This is a genomic window from Mesorhizobium silamurunense (assembly GCF_014843905.1).
In the GTDB taxonomy this organism is placed as follows: Bacteria; Pseudomonadota; Alphaproteobacteria; order Rhizobiales; family Rhizobiaceae; genus Mesorhizobium; species Mesorhizobium silamurunense.
Map to the genome: position 1 here is coordinate 61,397 of NZ_LPVS01000061.1, position 22,835 is coordinate 84,231.

A 22,835-nucleotide genomic window follows, 5' to 3' on the forward strand; every position below is an offset into this window, starting at 1 on the left:
CGCATCGCAAAGCCCGTGGACGAGATGAACGATCGCACCTGCATCGTCACGCGCAGGCAGGCCGACGCGGATGAGCTGATCCGCTTCGTCGTCGGCCCGGATTCGGCCGTCGTTCCGGACATCAAGAGAAATCTGCCCGGCCGCGGTTGCTGGGTCACTGCCGATCGCCTACATATCGACAAGGCTGCGGCGAAGAACCTGTTCGCACGCGCCCTCAAGGCGCAGGTCGATGTTCCCGCCGATCTCGGCGGTATGGTCGATGGGCTGCTTTCCAGATCCGCTCTGGGTATGTTGGGTCTTGCCCGCAAGGCCGGAGCGGTCGTTCTCGGCGCCGCAAAGGTGGAGGCCGCTGTGCGCGACGGGCAGGCGCTCTTCGTGCTGCACGCGACCGAAGCCTCGGACGACGGTGTGCGCAAGATCAGTCAGGCGCGGCGGGCTACCGTCCATCTCGGCGGTCCCGCCATCCTTGCCTACAAACTTTTCCCCGAGGCCGAGTTGAGCTTGGCATTGGGGGGTACAAATGTGATACATGCTGCCGTCCTCGCGCAGGACGCGGGAAAGGCGGTTGAGAAGCGCATGGTCGCGCTCGACCGGTATCGGGGCGGAACCCCGGACGATTTGGCAATGCTTGCGGCCGTTGCTGACGAAGATGATGCCGCAGAGGATATGGAATGAGCGATACGAAATCGGGCGACGACAAGACGTTGAGCGTTACGCCGAAGAAAACCTTGACGCTGAAGCGTCCCGGCCTGGAGCAGGGCACCGTGCGCCAGAATTTCTCGCACGGGCGCACCAAGTCGGTCGTGGTCGAGACCAAGAAGCGCAAGTTCTCGCTGCACGGCGACAAGCCGGAGCCGGTGGCGCCGTCCGTCTTCACGCCGAAGCCCGCAGCCGCGGCACCCGCGCCTGCCGTGCAGGAAGCGCCGAAGGCGCCGCCCCCGCCGCCGGAACGCTCCGGCATGGTGCTGAACGAACTGTCGCGCGGCGAGATGGAAGCGCGCCGCAGGGCGCTCGAAGGCTCCAAGGTCCGTGAGATCGAGGACCGCCAGCGCGCGCAGGAAGAGGCCAAGCGCCGCGCCGAGGAAGAAGAGCGCCGCAAACGCGAGCGTGAGGAATCCGCGCGCCGCCAAGCCGAGGAAGAGGCGCGCCTTCAGGCCGAGGCCGAGTCGCGTCGCCGCGCCGAGGAAGAAGCCCGCCGCCGCGCCCCGCAGGCCGCCGAATTGGCTACGGTCGACGATGAGGAGGAGGTCAAGCCGCGGCGCCCTGGTGGCGCCGGCGCCGGAGCGCCGGTGCGTCGCCTGGCCACGCCGGAAGTCGCACGGCCGGCCAAGCCCACCAAGGGCGAGGAAGACCGCCGCCGCGGCAAGCTGACGCTGAACACCGCGCTGTCGGATGAAGATGCGCGCGGCCGCTCGCTGTCGTCGATGCGTCGCCGCCAGGAAAAATTCAAACGCGCGATGCACAACGAGCCGCGCGAGAAAGTCATGCGCGAAGTGATCCTGCCCGAAACCATCACCATCCAGGAACTGGCGCAGCGCATGTCCGAGCGCGCCGTGGACGTGGTCAAGTTCTTCATGAAGCAGGGCCAGATCCTGAAGCCGGGCGACGTCATCGACGCCGACACGGCCGAGCTGGTCGCTTCCGAATTCGGCCATACGGTCCGCCGCGTCGCCGAGTCCGACATCGAGGAAGGCCTGTTCAACATCGCCGACCGTGCGGAAGACCTGGTGTCGCGTCCGCCCGTGGTGACCATCATGGGCCATGTCGACCACGGCAAGACCTCGCTGCTCGACGCCATCCGCAACGCCAATGTCGTCTCCGGCGAGGCCGGCGGCATCACCCAGCACATCGGCGCCTACCAGGTCGAGAAGAACGGCCAGAAGATCACCTTCATTGACACGCCCGGCCACGCTGCCTTCACCGCCATGCGCGCCCGCGGCGCCCAGGTGACCGACATCGCCGTGCTGGTGGTGGCGGCCGACGACAGCGTGATGCCGCAGACGATCGAATCGATCAATCACGCCAAGGCGGCCGGCGTGCCGATCATCGTGGCGATCAACAAGATCGACAAGCGCGACGCCGACCCGCAGAAGGTGCGCGCCGAACTTCTGCGCCATGAAGTGTTCGTCGAATCGATGGGCGGCGAGGTGCTGGACGTCGAAGTGTCGGCGATCAAGGGCACCAACATCGACAAGCTGCTCGAGGCGATCCTGCTGCAGGCCGAAATCCTCGACCTCAAGGCCAACCCCGACCGTACCGCCGAAGGCGCGGTCATCGAGGCCAAGCTCGACAAGGGCCGCGGCCCGGTCGCCACCGTTCTGGTGCAGACCGGCACGCTGATGCCCGGCGACATCCTCGTCGCCGGCAACGAATGGGGCCGTGTCCGCGCGCTCGTCAACGATCGCGGCGAGCATGTGCCGGAAGCGCCGCCGGCAATGCCGGTCGAGGTGCTCGGCCTGCAGGGCACGCCGCAGGCGGGCGATCGCTTCGCCGTCGTCAACAACGAGGCGCGTGCGCGTGAGATCACCGAGTACCGCCAGCGCCTGGCGCGCGAGAAGGCGGTAGCCAAGCATGCCGGCCAGCGCGGCTCGCTCGAGCAGATGATGTCGCAGTTGCAAACGAGCGGATTGAAGGAATTCCCGCTGGTCATCAAGGGCGATGTGCAGGGCTCGATCGAGGCGATCAACGCCGCGCTCGAAAAGCTCGGCAACGACGAGGTGCGCGCACGCATCGTGCACGCCGGCGCCGGCGGCATCACCGAAAGCGACGTCTCGCTGGCCGAAACCTCGGGTGCGGCGATCATCGGCTTCAACGTCCGCGCCAACGCGCAGGCGCGTGCGGCCGCCGCCGCTGCCGGAATCGAGATCCGCTACTATTCGATCATCTACAACCTCGTCGATGATGTGAAGGCAGCTCTTTCCGGCATGCTGTCGCCGGAGCGGCGCGAGACCTTCATCGGCAATGCCGAGATCCTCGAGATCTTCGACATCAGCAAGATCGGCAAGATCGCCGGCTGCCGTGTCACGGAAGGCAAGGTCGAGCGTGGCGCGGGCGTGCGCCTGATCCGCGACAATGTCGTCGTCCACGAAGGCACGCTGAAGACGCTCAAGCGCTTCAAGGACGAGGTTTCGGAAGTGCCCGTCGGCCAGGAATGCGGCATGGCCTTCCAGAACTACGAGGACATGCGCGTCGGCGACGTCATCGAGTGCTTCCGCGTCGAGATGGTGAGCAGGACGCTCTAAATTCGGATACAATTGCCGAATGACCCGGGCGGCGGCCGAAAGGCTGCCGCCCAGAGCCTTATTTCGTATTGAGACATGTGGCGCGGTCCCATCCCGCGCTTCACGATTTCAGGATTGAAGAAATGTCCCGTCCGACAACATCAGGCCCTTCCCAGCGCATGCTGCGCGTCGGCGAGCAGGTGCGCCATGCGCTGTCCGAAACCTTGCAGCGCGGCGAGATCATCGATCCGGTGATAGAGAACACCGTCGTCTCGGTCTCCGAGGTACGGATGTCGCCCGACCTCAAGATAGCTACCGCTTTCGTTTCGCCGCTCGGCGTCGGCGACGCCGATGCCGTGGTCGGGGCCCTCAACAAACACGCGAAATTCATCCGCGGCCGCGTCACCGGCGCGCTGCGGCAGATGAAGTACATGCCGGAGATCCGCTTCCGGCTCGATACGTCCTTCGACAATTTCGCCAGGATCAACGAGTTGCTGAAGTCGCCCGAAGTCGCGCGCGATCTCGACGACCAGAATAAGAATACAGACAAGGACGAGGAATAAGTGGCGCGTCGCGGCAAGAAGAAGGGCAGGCCGATTTCCGGCTGGGTGGTGCTGGACAAGCCGGTCGGCATGGGCTCGACCGAGGCAGTCTCCAAGATCAAATGGCTGTTCCAGGCGGAGAAGGCCGGCCATGCCGGCACGCTCGATCCGCTCGCCTCCGGCATGCTGCCGATCGCGCTCGGCGAGGCGACCAAGACCGTGCCTTACGTGCAGGACGGCGCCAAAGTCTACCGCTTCACCGTCGCCTGGGGCGAGGAGCGCTCGACAGACGACCTCGAAGGCCCGGTGACGAACAGCTCCGACCGGCGCCCGGCCGAGGCCGAGGTGAGGGCGATGCTGCCGAAATACACCGGCATCATCATGCAGACGCCGCCGCAATTCTCGGCCATCAAGATCGCCGGCGAACGCGCCTATGACCTTGCCCGCGACGGCGAGACGGTCGACATTCCCGCCCGCGAGATCGAAATCGGCCGTTTGGACATCGTCGAGCATGGTGCCGATAGAACCGTCTTCGAGGTCGAATGCGGCAAGGGCACCTATGTGCGTTCGCTGGCGCGCGACATGGGCCGCGATCTGGGCTGCTTCGGCCATATCGCCGAACTGCGCCGCGTCGAGGTCGAGCCGTTCACGGCGGACGATTTCGTCACCGTCGCCGAGCTCGAGGCAGCGCGCTTCGGCGGCAAGACCGATGAAGGCGCGGGCGAGGCCGAGGCGCCGGCCGATTTCGGCGCCATCGATGCGCTGCTGGTCGATACCGCCGCAGCGCTCGACTGCCTGCCGCAGGTCGCTGTCAGCGACGACGCTGCGACCAAGATCCGCCTCGGCAACCCCGTCATCATTCGCGGCCGCGATGCGCCGGTCGAGGCCGAGGAGGCCTGCGCCACCGCGCGTGGCAAGCTCGTCGCCATCGGCGCCATCGAACAGGGCATGTTCAAGCCCAAGCGGGTCTTTGCCGGTTGACGACACCCCGCTAGTTTCGGCTCGAGCAATTCCAGGAAAATGTGTAACGGTTTCCGTCCGGAATTGCATGAAAACAGATGGTTAGAGCAGGTCAGTGACCCCCGAACTGCTCTAACGTTCGCGCCCGAAGCGCTCATGGCCCAGAGGAGCTCATGGCAAAGGCTGATACCGTCAGGAACCGGGCGCCGCTGAAAATCCGCCGGCCGCCGGTCGGCGCCTCGCCGGGCACCTTGATCGCCGATCCGGCGGCGCGGCGCAGCGAGCTCAGGCTGACGCTGATCTCGCCCGAAAAATTCAAGACCATCGACAATGCCAGCATCGACGAACTCAACGCCCATTGCGAAAAATGGCCGGTCGTCTGGCTGGATTGCACCGGACTTGCCAACATCCCGCTGATCGAAGAGATCGGCCGGATTTTCAACCTGCATCCGCTGGCGCTGGAGGATGTCGTCAACACTGGCCAGCGGCCGAAGGTGGATTTCTTCGAGGATCATGCCTTCGTCGTCATGCGCATGATCGACGATGTCACCGCCCACCGCTACGAGCAGATCGCCGTCTTCTTCGGCAAGAATTTCGTCGTCACCTTTCAGGAGCGCGAGGGCGATCCGTTCGACCCCGTGCGCAAGCGCATCGCGGCGGCCATGCCCAACCGGCTGCGCTCGCGCGGCGCCGACTATCTCGCCTATGCGCTGATCGACGCCATCGTCGACAGCTATTTTCCACCGATCGAGGCGGCGAGCGAATTGGTCGACGGCATCGAGGACCAGATGCTCAACACGCCGCACAAGCATCAGATGCGTCGGCTGCACGAGTTGCGGCGCGACGCCAATGTGCTGAAGGGCGCGCTGTGGCCGATGCGGGATGCGCTGGCTACGCTGATCCGCAACGACGTGCCCTTCGTGACGGCCGAGACCAAGATCTTCTTCAACGACACGCTCGACCATTCGCTGCGGCTGATCGAACTGGTCGAGAACCAACGCGACATGCTGACCGGCCTGATCGAGATGCATCTGTCGCTGACCCAGGCGCGCACCAACGACGTCATCTCCTATCTGACGATCGTCTCGGTGATCTTCATGCCGCTCACCTTCCTCGTCGGTGTCTGGGGCATGAACTTCGAGCCGGGAAGCTCGCCCTGGAACATGCCGGAACTGAAGGCCTATTACGGCTACCCGGCGGCACTTTTGTTTATGCTGGTCGTCGCTGCCGGGCTCGTCGCCTTCTTCAAATGGAAGAAGTGGCTGTAGCGGCAGAACCCTCTGTTTTTGCGGCAAGACCTGCGACAAGCCGGCTTGACAATTAGGCTGGTGTTTTGCGGGAAATTGCACTATATGCGCGGCAGCTTCGCGCCCTGACGCGTTGCTTGCACCGGCCCCTGCTGGACGACATCCCGGCTGTGGGCGTCCCGTTTCCTCGAACAGAAAAGGAAAAACACGATGTCGATTACTGCCGAGCGCAAGAAGGAATTGATGACTGAATTCGCGACCGCCAAGGGCGATACCGGGTCCCCGGAAGTCCAGGTTGCCATCCTTTCCGAGCGCATCAAGAACCTGACGGAGCACTTCAAGGACCACAAGAAGGATAACCATTCCCGCCGTGGTTTGCTTGCTCTCGTTTCCCAGCGCCGCAGCCTGCTTGATTACCTCAAGCGCAAAGACGACGCGCGCTATCAGACGCTGATCGACAAGCTCGGTCTCCGTCGCTGACGAATTGACCGGCGGGCTCTCTGTAGAGCCCGCCGGTCGCGCATTGGCGCATCGGATGGTCCGGTGCCTCGATGCTGAAAAAAGGAAATTCGCATTCGCGCAGGGCGCGTTCCGGAAACAGGGGTTTTCGGCGTCATGCGCAAGGCCGGCCGACCGGTCGGCCAGACCCGGTTCCGAAAGTGCAGAGGGCCATTCGGAACCGCCCGTGGACGGTCATGGGGCAGGATTGCAGGATGCTCGCTCGGCAGTACGCCGGACCTATCGAGCTTCCCGTTGTCTTGCCCGTGGCTGCCCGAAGGAAGCCAGGGAAGGGATGCCCCGCGACCGTTGAGACGGCGCGGCCCTTTCCGCATATGAAGGACAAGATATGTTCAATCAGCACAAAGTGGAAATCGAGTGGGGCGGCCGTCCGCTCATCCTGGAAACCGGCAAGATCGCCCGTCAGGCTGACGGCGCTGTGCTCGCCACCTACGGCGAGACCGTGGTTCTCGCCACCGTCGTTTCGATGAAGGAGCCGAAGCCCGGCCTCGATTTCTTCCCGCTCACCGTCAACTACCAGGAAAAGACCTATGCCGCCGGCAAGATCCCGGGCGGCTATTTCAAGCGCGAGGGCCGTCCGAGCGAGAAGGAAACGCTGGTTTCCCGCCTGATCGACCGCCCGATCCGCCCGCTGTTTGCCGACGGCTACAAGAACGATACCCAGATCGTCGTCACCGTCGTCCAGCACGATCTCGAGAACGATCCGGACATCCTGTCGATCGTCGCCACCTCGGCCGCGCTCACGCTCTCCGGCGTCCCCTTCATGGGCCCGATCGGCGGCGCCCGCGTCGGCTATATCAATGGTGAATATGTGCTCAACCCGCATATCGACGAGATGCAGGAATCGAAGCTCGACCTCGTCGTCGCCGGTACCGCCGACGCCGTCCTGATGGTCGAATCCGAGGCCAAGGAGCTCTCAGAGGAACTGATGCTCGGCGCCGTCGTGTTCGGCCACAAGAGCTTCCAGCCGGTGATCGAGGCGATCATCAAGCTGGCCGAGGTCGCCGCCAAGGAGCCGCGCGACTTCACCGCTCCGGACTATTCCGAGCTCGAAGGCGAGATGCTGAAGATCGTCGGCGACGAGCTGCGCGAGGCCTACAAGATCACCGACAAGCAGTCGCGTTACGCCGCCGTCGACGCCGTCAAGGCAAAGGTCAAGGCAGCGTTCGCGCCGGCCGAAGGCGAGGAAGCAAAATACGCCTCCGAGCAGATCGGTAGCGTCTTCAAGGAGCTCCAGGCCAAGGTGGTGCGCTGGAACATCCTCGACACCGGCTCGCGCATCGACGGCCGTGACCTGAAGACCGTCCGCAAGATCGTCTCCGAGGTCGGCGTCCTGCCGCGTACCCATGGTTCGGCGCTGTTCACCCGCGGCGAGACCCAGGCGCTGGTCGTCGCCACGCTCGGCACCGGCGAGGACGAGCAGTATGTCGACTCGCTGACCGGCATGTACAAGGAGAAGTTCCTCCTTCACTACAACTTCCCGCCCTACTCGGTCGGTGAAACCGGCCGCATGGGCTCGCCGGGCCGTCGCGAGATCGGCCACGGCAAGCTTGCCTGGCGCGCGATCCGCCCGATGCTGCCCTCCGCCGACCAGTTCCCCTACACGCTGCGCGTCGTCTCGGAGATTACCGAGTCCAACGGCTCATCCTCGATGGCGACCGTCTGCGGCACCTCGCTGGCGCTGATGGATGCCGGCGTGCCGATCGCCAAGCCCGTCGCCGGCATCGCCATGGGCCTGATCAAGGAAGGCGAGCGCTTCGCGGTGCTCTCCGACATCCTCGGCGACGAGGACCATCTCGGCGACATGGACTTCAAGGTCGCCGGCACCGCCAATGGCATCACCTCGCTGCAGATGGACATCAAGATCGATGGCATCACCGAGGAGATCATGGGCATCGCGCTCGATCAGGCCAAGGGCGGCCGCCTGCATATCCTCGGCGAGATGGCGTATGCGATCTCCGGCGCGCGCGCCGAGCTCGGCGAGTTCGCGCCGCGCATCGAGGTCATGCATATCCCGACCGACAAGATCCGCGACGTCATCGGCTCCGGCGGCAAGGTGATCCGCGAGATCGTCGAGAAGACCGGCGCCAAGATCAACATCGAGGACGACGGCACGGTCAAGATCGCTTCGTCGAACGCCAAGGAGATCGAGGCGGCGAAGAAGTGGATCCACACCATCGTCGCCGAGCCGGAAGTCGGCGAGATCTACGAGGGCACCGTCGTCAAGACGGCCGACTTCGGCGCCTTCGTCAACTTCTTCGGCCCGCGCGACGGCCTCGTCCACATCTCGCAGCTCGCCAATGAGCGCGTTGCCAAGACCTCGGACGTCGTCAAGGAAGGCGACAAGGTTTGGGTCAAGCTGATGGGCTTCGACGAGCGCGGCAAGGTTCGCCTGTCGATGAAGGTCGTCGACCAGGCGACCGGCAAGGAAATCGCCCAGGAGAAAAAGAAGCCGGAAGGCGAGGAAGACGCCGCCTGATCGGCCTGACCTGATAATCAAGACGGGCGCGCCGCGAGGTCGCGCCCGTTTTTGTTTGAAAGAGCTATGGGAATGGCCGCGGAGCCGCTGAAAACGCTGTTCTATCCGTTCGAGGCAGAGGCGCTCCCTCTGCCGCGAAAGGACGCTCGGGTGCTGTTTCTGGGCGCGGAGCCGGGCTTTCGGCTGCCCGACGGTTTTGATGCGGCGCTGCATCTCGTGCAAGGTTTTCGGCCGCATTTCCGCGCCCTGCAGGCGACCGGATACACCGTCACGCCGCGGGCGGAAGGCTCAGCCTTTGACGCTACCCTCGTGCTGGCCGGCCGGCATCGCGGCCAGAACGAGCTTCGGATCGGCGAAGCCATCGAGCGCGTGGCGCCCGGAGGACTGATCGTCGTCGCCGGCGGCAAGGACGACGGCATCGACAGCCTGCGCAAGCGCATCGATGCGCTGGCGCCGCTCGAGGCGCATATGCCGAAACATCACGGCGTCGCCTTCTGGTTCCGCCAGGCCGGCATGGATGCGGCCCGGACGCTTCGCGCCGCCAACCACGATCTGGTCGTCGAAGGCCGCTTCCGCACCGCGCCTGGCATGTTCTCTTTCGATCGCGTTGACGCCGGTTCGAAGCTTCTGCTGGAAACCTTGCCGGAGGGCCTTGCGGGCAACGTCGCCGATTTCTGCGCCGGCTGGGGCTACCTTGCGGCGGAAGTCTCGGAACGCTCGCCGGACCTCTCCGGTCTCGATCTCTACGAAGCGGATTTCGAGGCCCTGGAGGCGGCGAAGATCAATGTCCGCGCAGCCGCTGCCGAGCCGCGCTTCTTCTGGACCGATCTGCTGACCGAAACGGTCGAGCGACGTTACGACGCGGTCGTCATGAACCCGCCCTTCCACAGCGGCCGGGCGGCCGAGCCGGGCATCGGCGCCGGCATGATCCGTGCGGCGTCGAAGGCGCTGAAACCAGGTGGACGCCTGTTCATGGTGGCGAACCGGCAGTTGCCCTACGAACAGGTGCTGGCGGGAGCCTTCGCCAGCCACGCCGAGGTCGCGCGCGACGGCATGTTCAAGGTGTTTTCGGCGCGCCGCTAAGCAATTCCAGGAAAAGTGTGCAGCGGTTTTCCGCCTGAATTGCTGCAAACAAAAAAAGCAATTCCAGGAAAAGTGTGCAGCGGTATTTCGTCCGGAATTGCGACAAACAAAAAAGCAATTCCAGGAAAGCGTAGAGCGGTTTTCTGCCCAGGAAGGGCGAAGCGCCCTACTGCAGGCTGACCAGGCGTGCCGGCTCGCGTGTGGCATGAACGGGGCGCGCCTGGCCGAGCTCGATCTTGAGCGGCGCGGGGCGGCCGAACAGATAGCCCTGCACCACCTCGCAGCCGGCGGCTCTCAGCAGCGTCGCCTGGTTCTCGGTCTCGACGCCTTCTGCGATGATGCCGACGCCAAGCGCCCGCGACAGCCCGACGATGGTCGAGACGACAGCGCCCGAGCTGGAATCGGTATCGATGCGGCTGACGAAGGAGCGGTCGATCTTCAGCTTGCCGAACGAGAAGTCGATCAGGTAGCTCAGATTCGAGTAGCCTGTGCCGAAATCGTCGACGGCGACCGAGATGCCCATGTCGGCGAGTTGCTGCAGGATGACGGCCGCGCGGTCGCGGTCCTGCATCATCGCCGTCTCGGTGACTTCGAGCTCCAGCCGCGACGGCTTGATGCCGGTCGATGCCATGGTCTCGCGCACGATGCCGACGAAGTCCCTGGTCATGAACTGGACCGGCGAGATGTTGACGGCGACGAAGCAATCCTCCGGCAGGTACTGGGCGTCGCTGCAGGCCTTGCGCAGCACCCACTCGCCGATCGGATTGATCATGCCGGTTTCCTCGGCGATCGGAATGAATTCCATCGGCGGGATCATGCCGCGTTCAGGATGCTTCCACCGGATCAGCGCCTCATAGCCGACGACGCGGCCGCCCTGCAGGTCGAATTGCGGCTGGTAGTGGAGGCTGAAGTCACCGCGGTCGAAGGCGGTTTTCAGCTCGGATTCGATCCATTGCCGGTAGTCCGCCACCCGCCCCATATCGGCGTGGAAGACCGACCAGTTGCCGATGCCGCTTGCGCGCGCATTCTGCAGCGCCAGGTTCGAGCGGCGAAGGACGAGCACCGGATCGACGCCATCCTTCGGCATCGCCACGATACCGACGGACATGCTGACGGACTGCAGGTGCGTCTGGAGCTGATAGGGCTCCATCATCTGGTTGATGAGCTTCTCGAGCAGCCGTTCGAGCGGTCCCCTTAAATCGCAGTCCGGCAGCAGCACGGCGAATTCGCCGGCGCCGATGCGCCCGATCACCGCATTCTCCGGCATGTTCTCCTTCAGCCTTGTGGTGAAGGCGCGGACCAGCTCGTCGCCATTGCTGTAGCCGATGGCATCGTTGATCTGCTTGAAGCGGTCGATGTCGATATCGATCAGGTAGACCGGTTCGCCGGTCCTGATCGTTTCCGACGCCGCCGCGGCGATCTTGCCGACCATGGCCGGGCGCGACAGCAGGCCGGTCAGCTTGTCGAAATGCGTTTCCTTGAAGACGTATTCGGCCGATTCATCGACGCCCGCGAAGAACGAGAGCGCGGCGCCGCCGGCGGAAAGGGCGCAGAGCGCGGCGATGATTCCCGCCATCGTCTCCGCCGTCATGCCGGCCAGCCCGTCGCCGAAGCCGAACTGCAATCCCCAGAGTCCGAGGATAAAACTGCCCATGGCCGAGCTGGCGATGGTGATCAGCCGGAACAGCGGTGTTCGCTTCGGGTTGCTGACTGCAGACATGCAAGGTCCCTAAACTACGGGACCTTCTAGCGGACACCTCCTTAAAATCGGTTTCCGCCAATGCCTCCAATTTTACTGGAAAGTACTTTTTGCGTTAGCGAATTATTCGCGGGCGCCGTCGTTCTGCTTCAGCTCATCGAGCGTCGGCATGGAGACGATGTGGTAGCCGGAATCGACATAGTGGATTTCGCCGGTGACCCCCGAAGACAGATCGGACAGCAGGTAGAGTGCCGAGCCGCCGACCTCGTCGATGGTCACGGTGCGCCGCAGCGGCGAATTGCGCTGCTGATAGGAGAACATGTGACGCGCGTCGGACACGCCGGAGCCGGCGAGCGTCCGCACCGGTCCCGCCGAGATGCCGTTCACCCGGATGCCGCGCGGGCCGTAATCATTGGCGAGATAGCGCACGCTTGCCTCCAGCCCGGCCTTGGCGACGCCCATGACGTTGTAGTTGGGCATGACCCGCACCGACCCGGCATAGGTCAGCGTGATCATCGAGCCGCCATTCTTCATGAGCGCCGCGGCATTGCGGGCGACCTCGGTGAAGGAATAGCAGGAGATCACCATGGTGCGGACGAAGTTGTCGCGGCTGGTGTCGGCGTAGAGGCCCTTGAGCTCGTTCTTGTCGGAGAAGCCGATGGCGTGGACGATGAAATCCAGTCCGCCCCAGGCCTTGCCGAGCGTCTCGAAGGTCGCAGTGACGGAGGCGCTGTCCTCAACGTCGCAAGGCACGATCAGCGAGGCGCCGACCTTCTCGGCCAGCGGCTTGACCCGCCGCCCGAAAGCGTCGCCCTGATAGGTGAAGGCAAGTTCCGCCCCGTGTTCGGACAATTTCCTGGCGATGCCCCAGGCGATCGAATGATCGTTGGCGACCCCCATGACAAGCCCGCGCTTGCCCTTCATCAACCCTTCCATACGAGGCAAATCCTTATGCGGAATAGCGCTGGAAAATCAGCGTTGCGTTGGTGCCACCGAAACCGAAGGAATTGGACAAAACGGTGTCGATCTTGGCGTTGTCGATGCGCTTGCGCACGATCGGCATGCCCTCGAATTCGGGATCGAGCTCCTCGATATGGGCGCTCTCGCCGACGAAGCCGCCCTGCATCATCAGGATCGAGTAGATCGATTCCTGGACCCCGGCGGCACCGAGCGAATGGCCGGTCAGCGACTTGGTCGAGGTGATGAACGGCATCTTGTCGCCGAACACCTCGCGGATGGCGCCCATCTCCTTGGAATCGCCCACCGGCGTCGAGGTGCCGTGCGTGTTGATGTAGTCGACCGGTGTCGAGACGGTTGCAAGTGCCTGCCGCATGCAGCGCACAGCGCCTTCGCCGGACGGCGCCACCATGTCGTAGCCGTCGGAGGTCGCGCCGTAGCCGACGATCTCGGCATAGATCTTGGCGCCGCGCGCCTTGGCGTGCTCCAGCTCTTCCAGCACCAGCACGCCCGCGCCGCCGGCGATGACGAAGCCGTCGCGGTTGACGTCATAGGCGCGGGACGCGGTCGATGCATTGTCATTGAATTTCGACGACATGGCGCCCATGGCGTCGAACAGGTCCGACATCGTCCAGTCGAGGTCCTCGTGACCGCCGGCGAACATCATGTCCTGCTTGCCCCACTGGATAAGCTCATAGGCATTGCCGATGCAGTGCGCCGAGGTCGAGCAGGCCGACGAGATCGAGTAATTGACGCCGTGGATCTTGAACCAGGTAGCCAAAGTGGCCGAAGCGGTCGACGACATCGCCTTCGGCACCGCGAACGGACCGATGCGCTTCGGGCTGCCATTCTTGAGCGTCGTTTCGGCGGCTTCCACGATGGTCCTGGTCGACGGTCCGCCGGAGCCCATGACGATGCCGGTGCGCTCGTTGGTTATGTCGCTCTCGCCTAAACCGGCGTCCGCGATCGCCTGATCCATGGCGACATGGTTCCAGGCGGCACCTTGGCTCAGGAAACGCATGGCGCGGCGGTCGATCATCGCCGACGGGTCGAGCGTCGGCGCCCCCCACACCTGGCAGCGGAAGCCGTGCTCGGCGAAGGAATTGGAAAAGCTGATGCCGGACTTGGCATCGTAAAGCGAGGACTGCACCTCATTGGCGTTGTTGCCGATCGACGACACAATGCCGAGGCCTGTCACTACGACGCGTCTCATTCGCAACTCCTTCCGGCGTAGTTTGGCGAAAAACCTAATCGGTTTTCGCGCTTGATCATACGCAAAATAACTGCCGCGGCGTCCTTGCGCATCCGTCTGACACGCGAGGCCCGTGGCGAAAGCAATCAGGCGGCGGACTGCTTGGACAGGCCTACCTTCAGATCCGTTGCCGCGTATATGGGTTCGCCATCCGCCTTGAGCCAGCCATCGGCGATGCCGAGCACGAGGCGTCCGCGCATCACGCGCTTGAAGTCGACACCATATTCGACCTTCTTGACCGACGGCGTCACCATGCCCTTGAACTTCACCTCGCCGGTCGACAGCGCCATGCCCTTGCCGGGCTCGCCGAGCCAGCCGAGATAGAAACCGGTCAATTGCCACATGGCGTCGAGGCCGAGGCAGCCCGGCATGATCGGATTGCCGATGAAATGGCAGGCGAAGAACCAAAGATCCGGCTTGATGTCGAACTCGGCGCGGATGAAACCCTTGTCGAAAGCGCCGCCGGTCTCGCTGATCTCGGTGATGCGGTCGAACATCAGCATCGGCGGATAGGGCAGCTGGGCGTTTCCCGGTCCGAACAGCTCGCCGCGGGCGCAGGCAAGCAGTTCCTCGTAATCGTAGCTGGACTTTTGACCCGCCATTAACTCCGTCCCCGTTTTCCTTCCGGGCGGCAGGGCGCCCTTGTCGTTGGTTTCCTAACACACTCTGTTTGCGGCCGGAAACCGGCGTTTGCGCTTAACCCGCGCGCCTGCCTGGGTCAATGCGCGCTATTGATCGCATTTGGGCGACAGAATATATGTCGGGTGGTTTCCAGTTTTTGGCATTGACGTCTTTTTGCCATTCTGGACCGGTCTATGGGGATGGCTGCAAGCTTCGACGGGATAGATGGATTCGGGCTGCCGGAAGGAAAATGTCGCTGTGGACAAGCGGGTTCGCGAAGCCGGCCTGAGGCCGACGCGCCAGCGCATTGCGCTGGCCGATCTGCTTTTCGCCAAGGGCGACCGCCATCTCTCGGCCGAGGAACTGCATGAGGAGGCGATCGCCGCCGGCGTGCCGGTTTCGCTCGCGACCGTCTATAACGCGCTGCACCAGTTCACCCAGGCCGGCCTGCTGCGCATCCTCGCGGTCGAAGGGTCGAAGACCTATTTCGACACCAACACCTCTGACCACCATCACTTCTATGTCGAAGGCGAGAATCGGATCTTCGATATCGCCAGCGGCCCGGTGAGCGTCTCCAACCTGCCGGAGCCTCCTGAAGGCATGGAGATCGCCAATGTCGACATCGTGGTGAGGCTGCGCCCCAAGCGCCGCGACTGATCCCAGCGATGCGGTCCCTCGATCTGACGATCCGGCTGGAATGGGTCGTCGCTGCCGTGGTGGCCATCGTCTTCTACAAATTGACCGGTGTATCCTGGTGGCTGTTTGCGCTGCTCATCCTGGCGCCGGACCTGTCGATGCTGGGCTATCTCGCCGGGCCGCGTATCGGCGCGATGGCCTACAATGCGCTGCACATCCTGATCGCCCCGCTCGTCCTGGTGCTCGCCGGTGTCCTGCTTGCCGGTCCGATCACAACGGCCGTGGCGCTCATCTGGATCGCCCACATTGCCATCGACCGCGCCCTTGGCTACGGCCTGAAGCTTCCTACTGGTTTTCAGGATACGCATCTCGGCCACATCGGGCGCGACCGGAAGGCGATCAGTTCTTGACCTTTTCACCTGGATAGGCGCCCCAGACCTGCGACTGGGCGATCCAGCCGGTATGGCCGTCGAAGGTCATCTCGCACCACTGGCCGTCGCACTTCTTGATCGAGCCCATGACGCCGGGCTCGAGGATCGCGATCACGCCGGCGTCCTTGTCGGGATCGTCAAGCAGATTGATTCGGCCGCCCTTGCCGCGCTGCCAGGGGGCGACGATCGCGGTGCGGCGGCCCGAAAGCAGCGACTGGTTGATCCAGCCTTCCGAGCCGTCTGCGTCGCGCACGCGGCGCCAGGTATCGAATTCCTGGATGATTTCCATCGGCAGCCCGGCCTTCATGTACATCCAGTCGACGGAATAGTTGGCGCCCGGGCCGACGCGCGAGTTGACGCGGCCCGATTTCAGGCTGACGAAACGCGGCAGCGGCAGGCCGCTCGGCCCCAGCGTCACCGTTTGCGCCGGCGCGGCCGCACTTTGCGCGGATGCCTGCGGCGCGCAAAGCAGCGCGCCGAGAACGGCGGCGCTGAAAGCCAGGCGGAGCGACGCGAGAGCAGACACTTTCATTCCTTTCGGCGCCGGTTCCGTCGGGATGAGCGCCCCTTTTTCTTTGTCTTCGGCGGCACCGCTTGTTACAGGAGTGGGCTGATGCCGCGATCGGCTACAAGTTTCGCCGGTCTTGGTTAAAGAGGTCTCAACGAGATCGGTTTCGAGGAAGCTTCGGGAATAAAATGGCAGGCAAAAAACGGCCCCTCGTCGTCATCACGCGCAAGCTGCCCGACCCGGTCGAAACCCGCATGCGCGAACTGTTCGACGCGCGCCTCAACGTCGAGGACCGGCCGATGACCCAGCCGGAACTGGTTGCGGCGGTCAAGGAAGCCGACGTGCTGGTGCCGACCATCACCGACCATATCGATGCCGCGCTGATAGCCCAGGCCGGCGAGAACCTGAAGCTGATCGCCAATTTCGGCAACGGCGTCGACAAGATCGATGTCGCCGCGGCGGCCAAGAAAGGCATCACCGTCACCAACACGCCGAACGTGCTCACCGAAGACACCGCCGACATGACCATGGCGCTGATGCTCGCCGTGCCGCGGCGATTGGCCGAAGGCGCCAACGTGCTCACCGGCGAGAAGAAATGGGCCGGCTGGTCGCCGACCTGGATGCTTGGCCGCCGCATCTGGGGCAAGCGCCTTGGCATCGTCGGCATGGGCCGTATCGGCACGGCGGTCGCCAGGCGCGCCAAGGCATTCGGCCTGTCCATCCACTACCACAATCGCCACCGCGTGCTGCCGGCGGTCGAGGACGAATTGGAAGCGACCTATTGGGAAAGCCTTGACCAGATGCTCGCCCGCATGGACATCATTTCGGTCAATTGTCCGTCGACGCCGGCGACCTTCCATCTCTTGTCCGCCCGGCGCCTGGCGCTGATGCAGCCAGCAGCTTACATCGTCAACACCGCGCGCGGCGACATCATCGACGAGGAATCACTGATCAAGCTCATCCAGGACGGCAAGATCGCCGGCGCCGGCCTCGACGTCTACGAGCATGAGCCGGCGCTGAACAGCAAGCTGTTGAAGCTCGCCCACAAGGGCAAGGTCGTGCTTTTGCCGCATATGGGCTCGGCGACGCTCGAAGGCCGCATCGACATGGGCGAGAAGGTGATCATCAACATCCGCGCCTTCTTCGACGGCCATCGCCCGCCGGACCGCGTGCTGCCGCTCAGGACCTGAAAAACCACGGTTGTTCAGGCGGCGACGCCAACCGCGCCGTCGTCGGCGACTTTGACGGTGCTTCCGCGATAGGCGTCGAACGCGCCATGGGCGAGCCGCACCGCCATCGGCGTTTCCCAGCCCATCTCCCGGGCGACGATCAGGCCGAGCAGAAGGATGGCGTCGGGTTCGCGCAGCACCAGGGCGGCCGGCGCGCGGCCGTTGTGGACCAGCTCCATCAGCACCGCCGAAGCCGACGACGAACCGATCGTGCCCGGCAGGAACAGCACCCGGCTGGAAATGATCTCACCATGTTGCGGATGGCGGACATCGGCGATGCGGCCTGTCTTAGGGTCGACGCCGCCCCAGAAGCTGATCGGCGCCGTCAGCACCAAAGCCTCCCCTTCGCCGGCCTTGCCCGGCACCAGGATCTCGGCGGCGCTCATGGGGCGATGTCCGTGAAGCGCGGCGTGCCGGCGATCGCGCTTTCGACGCAATCGGCGAGCGAGGCATAGAGCACCGCATAGCCGGTGTTGCCCGGAGCGTAATGCGCGAACTTTCCCGAATTGGTCATCAGCACGCCGTCGCTGAGCTCCGGCATGATCGGCGTCACCACCACGCAGGTGTCGGCGATGATGATCACGCCGCTGGCTTCGAGCCGGTTCCGGCAGTCATCTAGTTCCAGCGAAGCAAGTACGTGCCGACCGGTGCAGGCATAGATCGGCACGGCGAGCCGCCGTCCGGCGATCAATCGCTCCAGCATGTCGAACTCGGCTTGCGACAGATGCGGGCTGCCGATCGCGACCGCATCGATCGTCTTGGCCGCAGCGGCGGTCGACAAGGCAGCGCGGGCCTTCGCCACCATCTCAGGTGTGACCCGGATAACCGCCTCCGCCTCAGGTTCCGGCCCGGCCAGAATGGTTTCGACATCAGGCGCCTCGGGCGTTACCCCGGCGATGTGGAACAGGCCGACCGCGCCGGATGAAGCGGCCGCGGCGCCGAAAGCCTTCAGCGCGTCCTCGCCGGGGTGGCTAGCGATGCCGGTGACGACGCCGATCGAATTGCCGACCTCGCGGCCATAGAGGCTGCCCAGCACCGGCCAGGCGATCTCGGAGGCGAGGAAGGAAGCAGAAAGGCCCGAGACGTCGAACACCAGCCGCGCCCGGCGGTTCTCAGGCCGATGCAGGCCATAATCCGGCGCCCGGCCGGTGATGGCGCAGGCGATGTCGAGGAAGTCGCCGTAGCGGTTGGTGCGGGCGCCCAGCACCGAGTTGCAGAACACCACCGCATTGGATTCGCCCCAGGCGACATCGCTGCCCTGTGCCGGCCTGTGCCCGGCCTGATAAGGCGCGCAGGTCCAGCTCTGCTCGCAGCCGAGCTTGCGATAAGCCTCCATCATCCGTCGCGCCATGCCGCGCTGCGGCTCTTCCAGGCGGATGCGCGAGCAGCCCGTCAGGTCGAGCGCCCCGACATTGAGCGTCGAGCGGACCGCCACCCTGGCGCCGCCCTCGACCAGCCGCTCGGCGAAGAGCGTGCCGGAATCGCCATGGTAGAGCGCACCGTCGATATGCGCCGAAGCGATCGGGATCAGCCGCGGCGCCCCGAGCAGACGCGCGCTCTCGGCGACGATGCGCATCGCCATCCCCGCGCCGTCTTCGCCGACGGCGATTGCCTGTTCTTGCGGGTTGAGCACGAGACTCAAGACAGCACCTTGCGCATGGTGATCGAGGTCGGCCTGTCGTAGCCCGCATGCGCCGTGCGCTCGCTCTCGCGAAAGCCGAGTCGGGCGAAGGCGGCGTGGTTTGCGGTCAGTTCGATGCGCGTCTGCAACTCGACGGCATGCTTGCCGCGCCGGCGGGCAAAGTCCTCCACGGCCTGCATCAGCCGTCCGCCTATGCCTCGCCCCTGAAGGCCGGGCTCGACGGCAAGCTTGCCGACATAGAGGTCCTTCGCCCTCTCCAGCGCGAACACGCAACCAACGATCCGGCCGTTTTCCACGGCCAGGAAGGCCGTCTCTTGCGCCGCCTTATTCCGAAGGCCTTCCGGCGTCAGCAGATGTGCCGAGGATGGCGGGTCGATCAGGCCGTCCATATAGGCGAAGGCGCGCCGGATCAGCGCCAGCACTTCCTCCCACTGCGCGAAGTCCGGCGGAAGCTCGGTGACAGGAGGAGTGGCCGGCCGGTCCATGCGCTCAGACGGCCTTGTAGCGGACGGTGTCGAAACGGGCGGTGAGCCCGTCGTAGAGCAGCAGCCGGCCGACCAGCGGCTCGCCGATGCCGGTGATCAGCTTGATCGCTTCCATCGCCTCAAGGGTGCCGATGACACCCGTCAGCGCGCCGACGATGCCGGCAACGGCGCAGGACGGCACCAGCCCTTCGGGCGGCGCTTCCGGGAAAAGGTCGCGGTAGCCTGGATTGCGCTTGCCGTCGGCGCCGGTCTCGTACGGCTTCAGCACCGTCACCGAGCCGTCGAAGCGGCCGACGGCGGCGGTGACCAAGGGCTTCTTTTCCTGGGCGCACGCATCGGCCAGCGCATAGCGTGTCTCGAAATTGTCGGAGCCGTCGACGACGACATCGTAGCGGGCGACGAGGGCAGGGGCGTTTTCCGCTGTCAGCCTGAGACGATGCAGTTCCACTCCGACATTGGGGTTGATGCGCATGATCGCCGCCGAGGCGCTGTCGGTCTTCGCCATGCCGATCGTGTCTGTCGCATGGATCACCTGCCGCTGCAGGTTGGACAGCGAGACGTCATCGTCGTCGACGATGCCCAGCGTGCCGACGCCGGCCGCGGCAAGATATTCAAGCACCGGCGCCCCCAGTCCGCCGGCGCCGATGACCAGCACCCGCGCCCGCTTCAGCTTCTGCTGGCCGGGGCCGCCGATTTCGGGCAGCACGATGTGTCGGGCATAGCGTTCGAGCTCTTCGTCGGTGAGGGCGGCATTGGTCATGGCCGGACCTTATAGCGGGCAGGAAACCTTGTCATGCACATGCAAGGCAAAGCCTTGTCATGGGCAGGTGGCGGCGAGCCCTGGCTCTTTCAAGAAGTTAGCTGGTCGATCCAATACTGCCGTGGTCGACCGTCAGAAATTGCGCCCGCCCGGCAAGGCTGGAAAACAGCGCCGCGTCGGCACCAGTCATGAAGGCCTGGCAGTTCAGCTCCTCAAGGATGGAAAACAGCGCCGCGCGCCGGCCGCTGTCGAGATGCGCGGCGATCTCGTCGAGCAGGAGGATCGGCGTCAGGCCCGACATCTCGCCGGTCAGCCTCGCATGCGACAGCACGATGCCGACCAGCAGCGCCTTCTGCTCGCCGGTCGAGCACAATTCGGCCGGCATCGACTTCGGCCGGTGACGGACCACGAGATCCGACCGGTGCGGACCGTCGAGCGTGCGGCCGGCGGCGCGATCGCGCTCGCGGCCATTGGCAAGCGCGGCGCGGAACCGCTCCTCGACATCGACGGCCGGCGCGGCAGCGATCTCGCTCTCCAATTCGCCGGAGAGGCTGATGTCGGCCTGCGGAAACGGGCCGCTGCCGGGCAGCTTGTCGATCATGGCGGCAAGCAGCCGCACCAGTTCCGCCCGCGCCGCCGCGATCGCCACCCCGGTTTCGGCCATCTGCGTCTCGATCGCGTCGAACCAGCCGCTGTCGCGCGAGCCTTCCGTAAGCAGTCGGTTACGGCCGCGCACCGCCTTTTCATAATCCAGCGCCCGTTGCCCATGGCTGGGATCGATCGCCAGCACGAGTCGGTCGAGGAAGCGGCGCCGGTCGGCGGCCGGTCCCGGAAACAGCCCGTCCATCGCCGGCGTCAGCCAGACGACCCGCAGCCATTCCAGCATATCTTCGGCCGACTTCGCCGGTGCACCGTTGATGCGAACGCGCCTGCCGCCTTCTCCGTCGCCGCCGGAAATGCCGGTGCCGATTTCGACCTGGCCTTCCGGCCCTTCGATGCGGGCGTGCAAGGCAAAGCCGCCATCGCCGCCCTCGCGCGCCACGTCGGCATAGGGTGCGCGGCGCAATCCGCGCCCCGGCGTCAGCAGCGAGATGGCTTCGAGCAGATTGGTCTTGCCGGCGCCGTTGTCGCCGGACAGCACCACGGCACCCGGGCCAAGCTCGAGCGAAAGCCCCACATAGTTGCGGAAATTGGTAAGTGTTAGCTTACTAATATAGCTTTGCTGCCGAAGCTGTTTGGCGCCCGAAGTCACGGCGACACCTTTTCCGTGAAACGCCGAGCTCGCGAGAGCCTACACCCGCATCGGCATCAGCACGTAGAGCGCGGTCTCGTCGGCCAAGTCGTGGATCAGCGTTGGGGACCCGGCATCCGCCAGCATGAACTTCGCCTCCGTGCCGGTGAGCTGGGCCGCGACATCGAGCAGATACTTGGCATTGAAGCCGATCTCGATCGGGTCGGACGAATAGTCGGCCGCCAGCTCCTCGGTGGCACTGCCCGAATCCGGATTGTTGACGGCGAGCGTGACCTGGCCGTCATTGATCGACAGTTTCACGGCCCGGCCGCGCTCGGACGAAATGGTCGAGACGCGGTCGACCGCGGCGGCGAAGCTCTGGCGGTCGATGATCAGCTTCTTGTCGTTGCCGGTCGGGATGACCCGCTGATAGTCCGGGAAGGTGCCGTCGATCAGCTTCGAGGTCAGGATGACGCTGCCGATGGTGAAGCGGATCTTGGTGTCCGACAGCTCCGTCGTCACTGCGATATCCGGGTCGTCGACCAGCTTCTGCAACTCGCTCACCGTCTTGCGCGGGATGATGATGCCGGGCATGCCTTCGGAGCCTGCCGGCGCGTCGATCTCGGCGCGCGCCAGGCGGTGGCCATCGGTCGCGACCGAACGCAGCTTCAGCTTGCCGCCCGCCTCAAGCGTGTGCAGGAAGATGCCGTTGAGATAGTAGCGCGTCTCTTCGGTCGAGATGGCGAACTGCGTCTTCTCGATGAGGCCCTTGAGCGCCACCGAGTCGAGCCGGAAGATGTGCGAGAAGGAACCGGCCGAAAGCTCCGGGAAATCCGACTGCGGCAGGCACTGCAGGCGGAAGCTGGAGCGGCCGGACGTGACGGTCATCGCATTGCCGTCCTCGTCGGTCTTCAGCATCACCTCGGCGCCGTCGGACAGCTTGCGCACGATGTCGTAGAGCAGATGCGCCGGAACCGTCGTCGCTCCGCCGCGCTCGACCTTGGCCGGCGTGGCTTCCGTCACTTCGAGGTCGAGGTCGGTCGCTTTCATTTCCAGGCTGGCGCCTTCAGCGCTGAGCAGCACATTCGACAGGATCGGTATGGTGTTGCGCCGCTCCACCACGCGATGAACGTGGTTGAGGGACTTCAGGAGATTGGACCGTTCCAGGATAACACGCATGACCAAACAGGCTCGCTTCAATGAATGAGCGGGTCACCAGGGAGCGGCGTCCCGCGAAAGCTCCGAAAAGCTCAGAATCTATGTAAGCTGACAGTAAAACCCCTGCAAACGCAAGCCCGCGGCACCGGTTCCGGCCGGTTGCGCGGGCTTTCTG

The 22,835-nt window shown here is 64.5% G+C and carries 22 protein-coding genes; 11 read left to right on the forward strand and 11 right to left on the reverse strand.

The annotated features are described in order from the left end of the window. Positions 1–24 precede the first annotated feature (24 nt). The 8 genes from AU465_RS17170 (at position 25) to AU465_RS17205 (ending at position 10,051) form a co-directional block, all read left to right on the forward strand. On the forward strand, positions 25–675 hold the full coding sequence (locus AU465_RS17170; RefSeq protein WP_192250314.1) for an RNA-binding protein: 651 nt from the start codon (positions 25–27) through the stop codon (positions 673–675). After that, positions 672–3,242, forward strand: coding sequence for a translation initiation factor IF-2 (gene infB, locus AU465_RS17175; RefSeq protein ID WP_192250051.1), 2,571 nt, complete (start codon positions 672–674; stop codon positions 3,240–3,242). The genes AU465_RS17170 and infB overlap by 4 nt, the downstream gene beginning before the upstream one ends. Before the next feature lie 122 nt (positions 3,243–3,364). Then, positions 3,365–3,784, forward strand: a complete 420-nt coding sequence (gene rbfA, locus AU465_RS17180) for a 30S ribosome-binding factor RbfA (RefSeq protein ID WP_192250054.1) — start codon at positions 3,365–3,367, stop codon at positions 3,782–3,784. Next, entirely contained in the window at positions 3,785–4,744 is a 960-nt protein-coding gene (gene truB / locus AU465_RS17185; protein ID WP_192250057.1) for a tRNA pseudouridine(55) synthase TruB, read from the forward strand. Positions 4,745–4,896: 152 nt separating this feature from the next. Continuing rightward, a complete protein-coding gene (gene corA / locus AU465_RS17190) occupies positions 4,897–5,991 on the forward strand; it encodes a magnesium/cobalt transporter CorA (protein WP_192250060.1) in 1,095 nt (364 codons plus the stop codon). Positions 5,992–6,138: 147 nt separating this feature from the next. Beyond that, positions 6,139–6,450 (forward strand): 30S ribosomal protein S15, encoded by a 312-nt coding sequence (gene rpsO / locus AU465_RS17195; RefSeq protein WP_376774865.1) that lies wholly within the window; start codon positions 6,139–6,141, stop codon positions 6,448–6,450. 367 nt (positions 6,451–6,817) lie between these two features. Then, positions 6,818–8,968, forward strand: a complete 2,151-nt coding sequence (pnp, locus tag AU465_RS17200) for a polyribonucleotide nucleotidyltransferase (protein WP_192250063.1) — start codon at positions 6,818–6,820, stop codon at positions 8,966–8,968. A gap of 72 nt (positions 8,969–9,040) precedes the next feature. Continuing rightward, complete coding sequence (locus tag AU465_RS17205) at positions 9,041–10,051, forward strand: class I SAM-dependent methyltransferase (protein WP_192250066.1); 1,011 nt, start codon at positions 9,041–9,043, stop codon at positions 10,049–10,051. A 166-nt stretch (positions 10,052–10,217) separates the two neighbouring features. Here the strand turns inward: AU465_RS17205 and AU465_RS17210 are convergent, their stop codons facing one another. From AU465_RS17210 to fabA, 4 genes are all read right to left on the reverse strand, one after another. Next, the gene (locus AU465_RS17210; protein ID WP_192250070.1) at positions 10,218–11,771 is read right to left on the reverse strand and encodes a putative bifunctional diguanylate cyclase/phosphodiesterase; all 1,554 of its coding nucleotides are present in this window, start codon (positions 11,769–11,771) and stop codon (positions 10,218–10,220) included. Between the two features lie 102 nt (positions 11,772–11,873). After that, positions 11,874–12,686: an enoyl-ACP reductase FabI gene (fabI, locus tag AU465_RS17215; RefSeq protein ID WP_192250072.1), complete on the reverse strand. Its 813-nt coding sequence runs from the start codon at positions 12,684–12,686 to the stop codon at positions 11,874–11,876. Between the two features lie 13 nt (positions 12,687–12,699). Further along, a complete protein-coding gene (gene fabB / locus AU465_RS17220) occupies positions 12,700–13,920 on the reverse strand; it encodes a beta-ketoacyl-ACP synthase I (protein WP_192250075.1) in 1,221 nt (406 codons plus the stop codon). Between the two features lie 125 nt (positions 13,921–14,045). Then, a complete protein-coding gene (fabA, locus tag AU465_RS17225; RefSeq protein WP_027165888.1) occupies positions 14,046–14,561 on the reverse strand; it encodes a 3-hydroxyacyl-[acyl-carrier-protein] dehydratase FabA in 516 nt (171 codons plus the stop codon). Positions 14,562–14,805: 244 nt separating this feature from the next. On the opposite strand from fabA, the gene irrA reads away from it, so the two are divergent. Both irrA and AU465_RS17235 read left to right on the forward strand, forming a co-directional pair. Further along, positions 14,806–15,237, forward strand: coding sequence for an iron response transcriptional regulator IrrA (gene irrA / locus AU465_RS17230; protein ID WP_071101810.1), 432 nt, complete (start codon positions 14,806–14,808; stop codon positions 15,235–15,237). Between the two features lie 8 nt (positions 15,238–15,245). Next, positions 15,246–15,626 (forward strand): DUF4260 domain-containing protein, encoded by a 381-nt coding sequence (locus AU465_RS17235; RefSeq protein WP_192250078.1) that lies wholly within the window; start codon positions 15,246–15,248, stop codon positions 15,624–15,626. On the opposite strand, the gene AU465_RS17240 is transcribed toward AU465_RS17235, so the two are convergent. Further along, on the reverse strand, positions 15,616–16,173 hold the full coding sequence (locus AU465_RS17240; protein ID WP_192250081.1) for an SH3 domain-containing protein: 558 nt from the start codon (positions 16,171–16,173) through the stop codon (positions 15,616–15,618). The two genes, AU465_RS17235 and AU465_RS17240, sit on opposite strands and share 11 nt — an antisense overlap. 170 nt (positions 16,174–16,343) lie before the next feature. Here AU465_RS17240 and AU465_RS17245 point away from each other — a divergent pair, with 170 nt between their 5' ends. Then, entirely contained in the window at positions 16,344–17,345 is a 1,002-nt protein-coding gene (locus tag AU465_RS17245) for a 2-hydroxyacid dehydrogenase (protein WP_124996031.1), read from the forward strand. 14 nt (positions 17,346–17,359) lie between these two features. On the opposite strand, the gene AU465_RS17250 is transcribed toward AU465_RS17245, so the two are convergent. From AU465_RS17250 to dnaN, 6 genes are all read right to left on the reverse strand, one after another. Next, positions 17,360–17,770, reverse strand: a complete 411-nt coding sequence (locus AU465_RS17250) for an aconitase X swivel domain-containing protein (RefSeq protein WP_246506189.1) — start codon at positions 17,768–17,770, stop codon at positions 17,360–17,362. Beyond that, positions 17,767–19,017: an aconitase X gene (locus tag AU465_RS17255; protein ID WP_312891275.1), complete on the reverse strand. Its 1,251-nt coding sequence runs from the start codon at positions 19,015–19,017 to the stop codon at positions 17,767–17,769. The genes AU465_RS17250 and AU465_RS17255 overlap by 4 nt, the downstream gene beginning before the upstream one ends. 5 nt (positions 19,018–19,022) lie before the next feature. After that, positions 19,023–19,511, reverse strand: a complete 489-nt coding sequence (locus AU465_RS17260; RefSeq protein ID WP_192250087.1) for a GNAT family N-acetyltransferase — start codon at positions 19,509–19,511, stop codon at positions 19,023–19,025. Positions 19,512–19,515: 4 nt separating this feature from the next. After that, the gene (locus AU465_RS17265) at positions 19,516–20,271 is read right to left on the reverse strand and encodes a molybdopterin-synthase adenylyltransferase MoeB (RefSeq protein ID WP_192250090.1); all 756 of its coding nucleotides are present in this window, start codon (positions 20,269–20,271) and stop codon (positions 19,516–19,518) included. A 97-nt stretch (positions 20,272–20,368) separates the two neighbouring features. Further along, on the reverse strand, positions 20,369–21,523 hold the full coding sequence (recF, locus tag AU465_RS17270; protein ID WP_192250093.1) for a DNA replication/repair protein RecF: 1,155 nt from the start codon (positions 21,521–21,523) through the stop codon (positions 20,369–20,371). Positions 21,524–21,562: 39 nt separating this feature from the next. Then, entirely contained in the window at positions 21,563–22,681 is a 1,119-nt protein-coding gene (gene dnaN, locus AU465_RS17275) for a DNA polymerase III subunit beta (RefSeq protein ID WP_192250096.1), read from the reverse strand. Between the last annotated feature and the right edge of the window lie 154 nt (positions 22,682–22,835).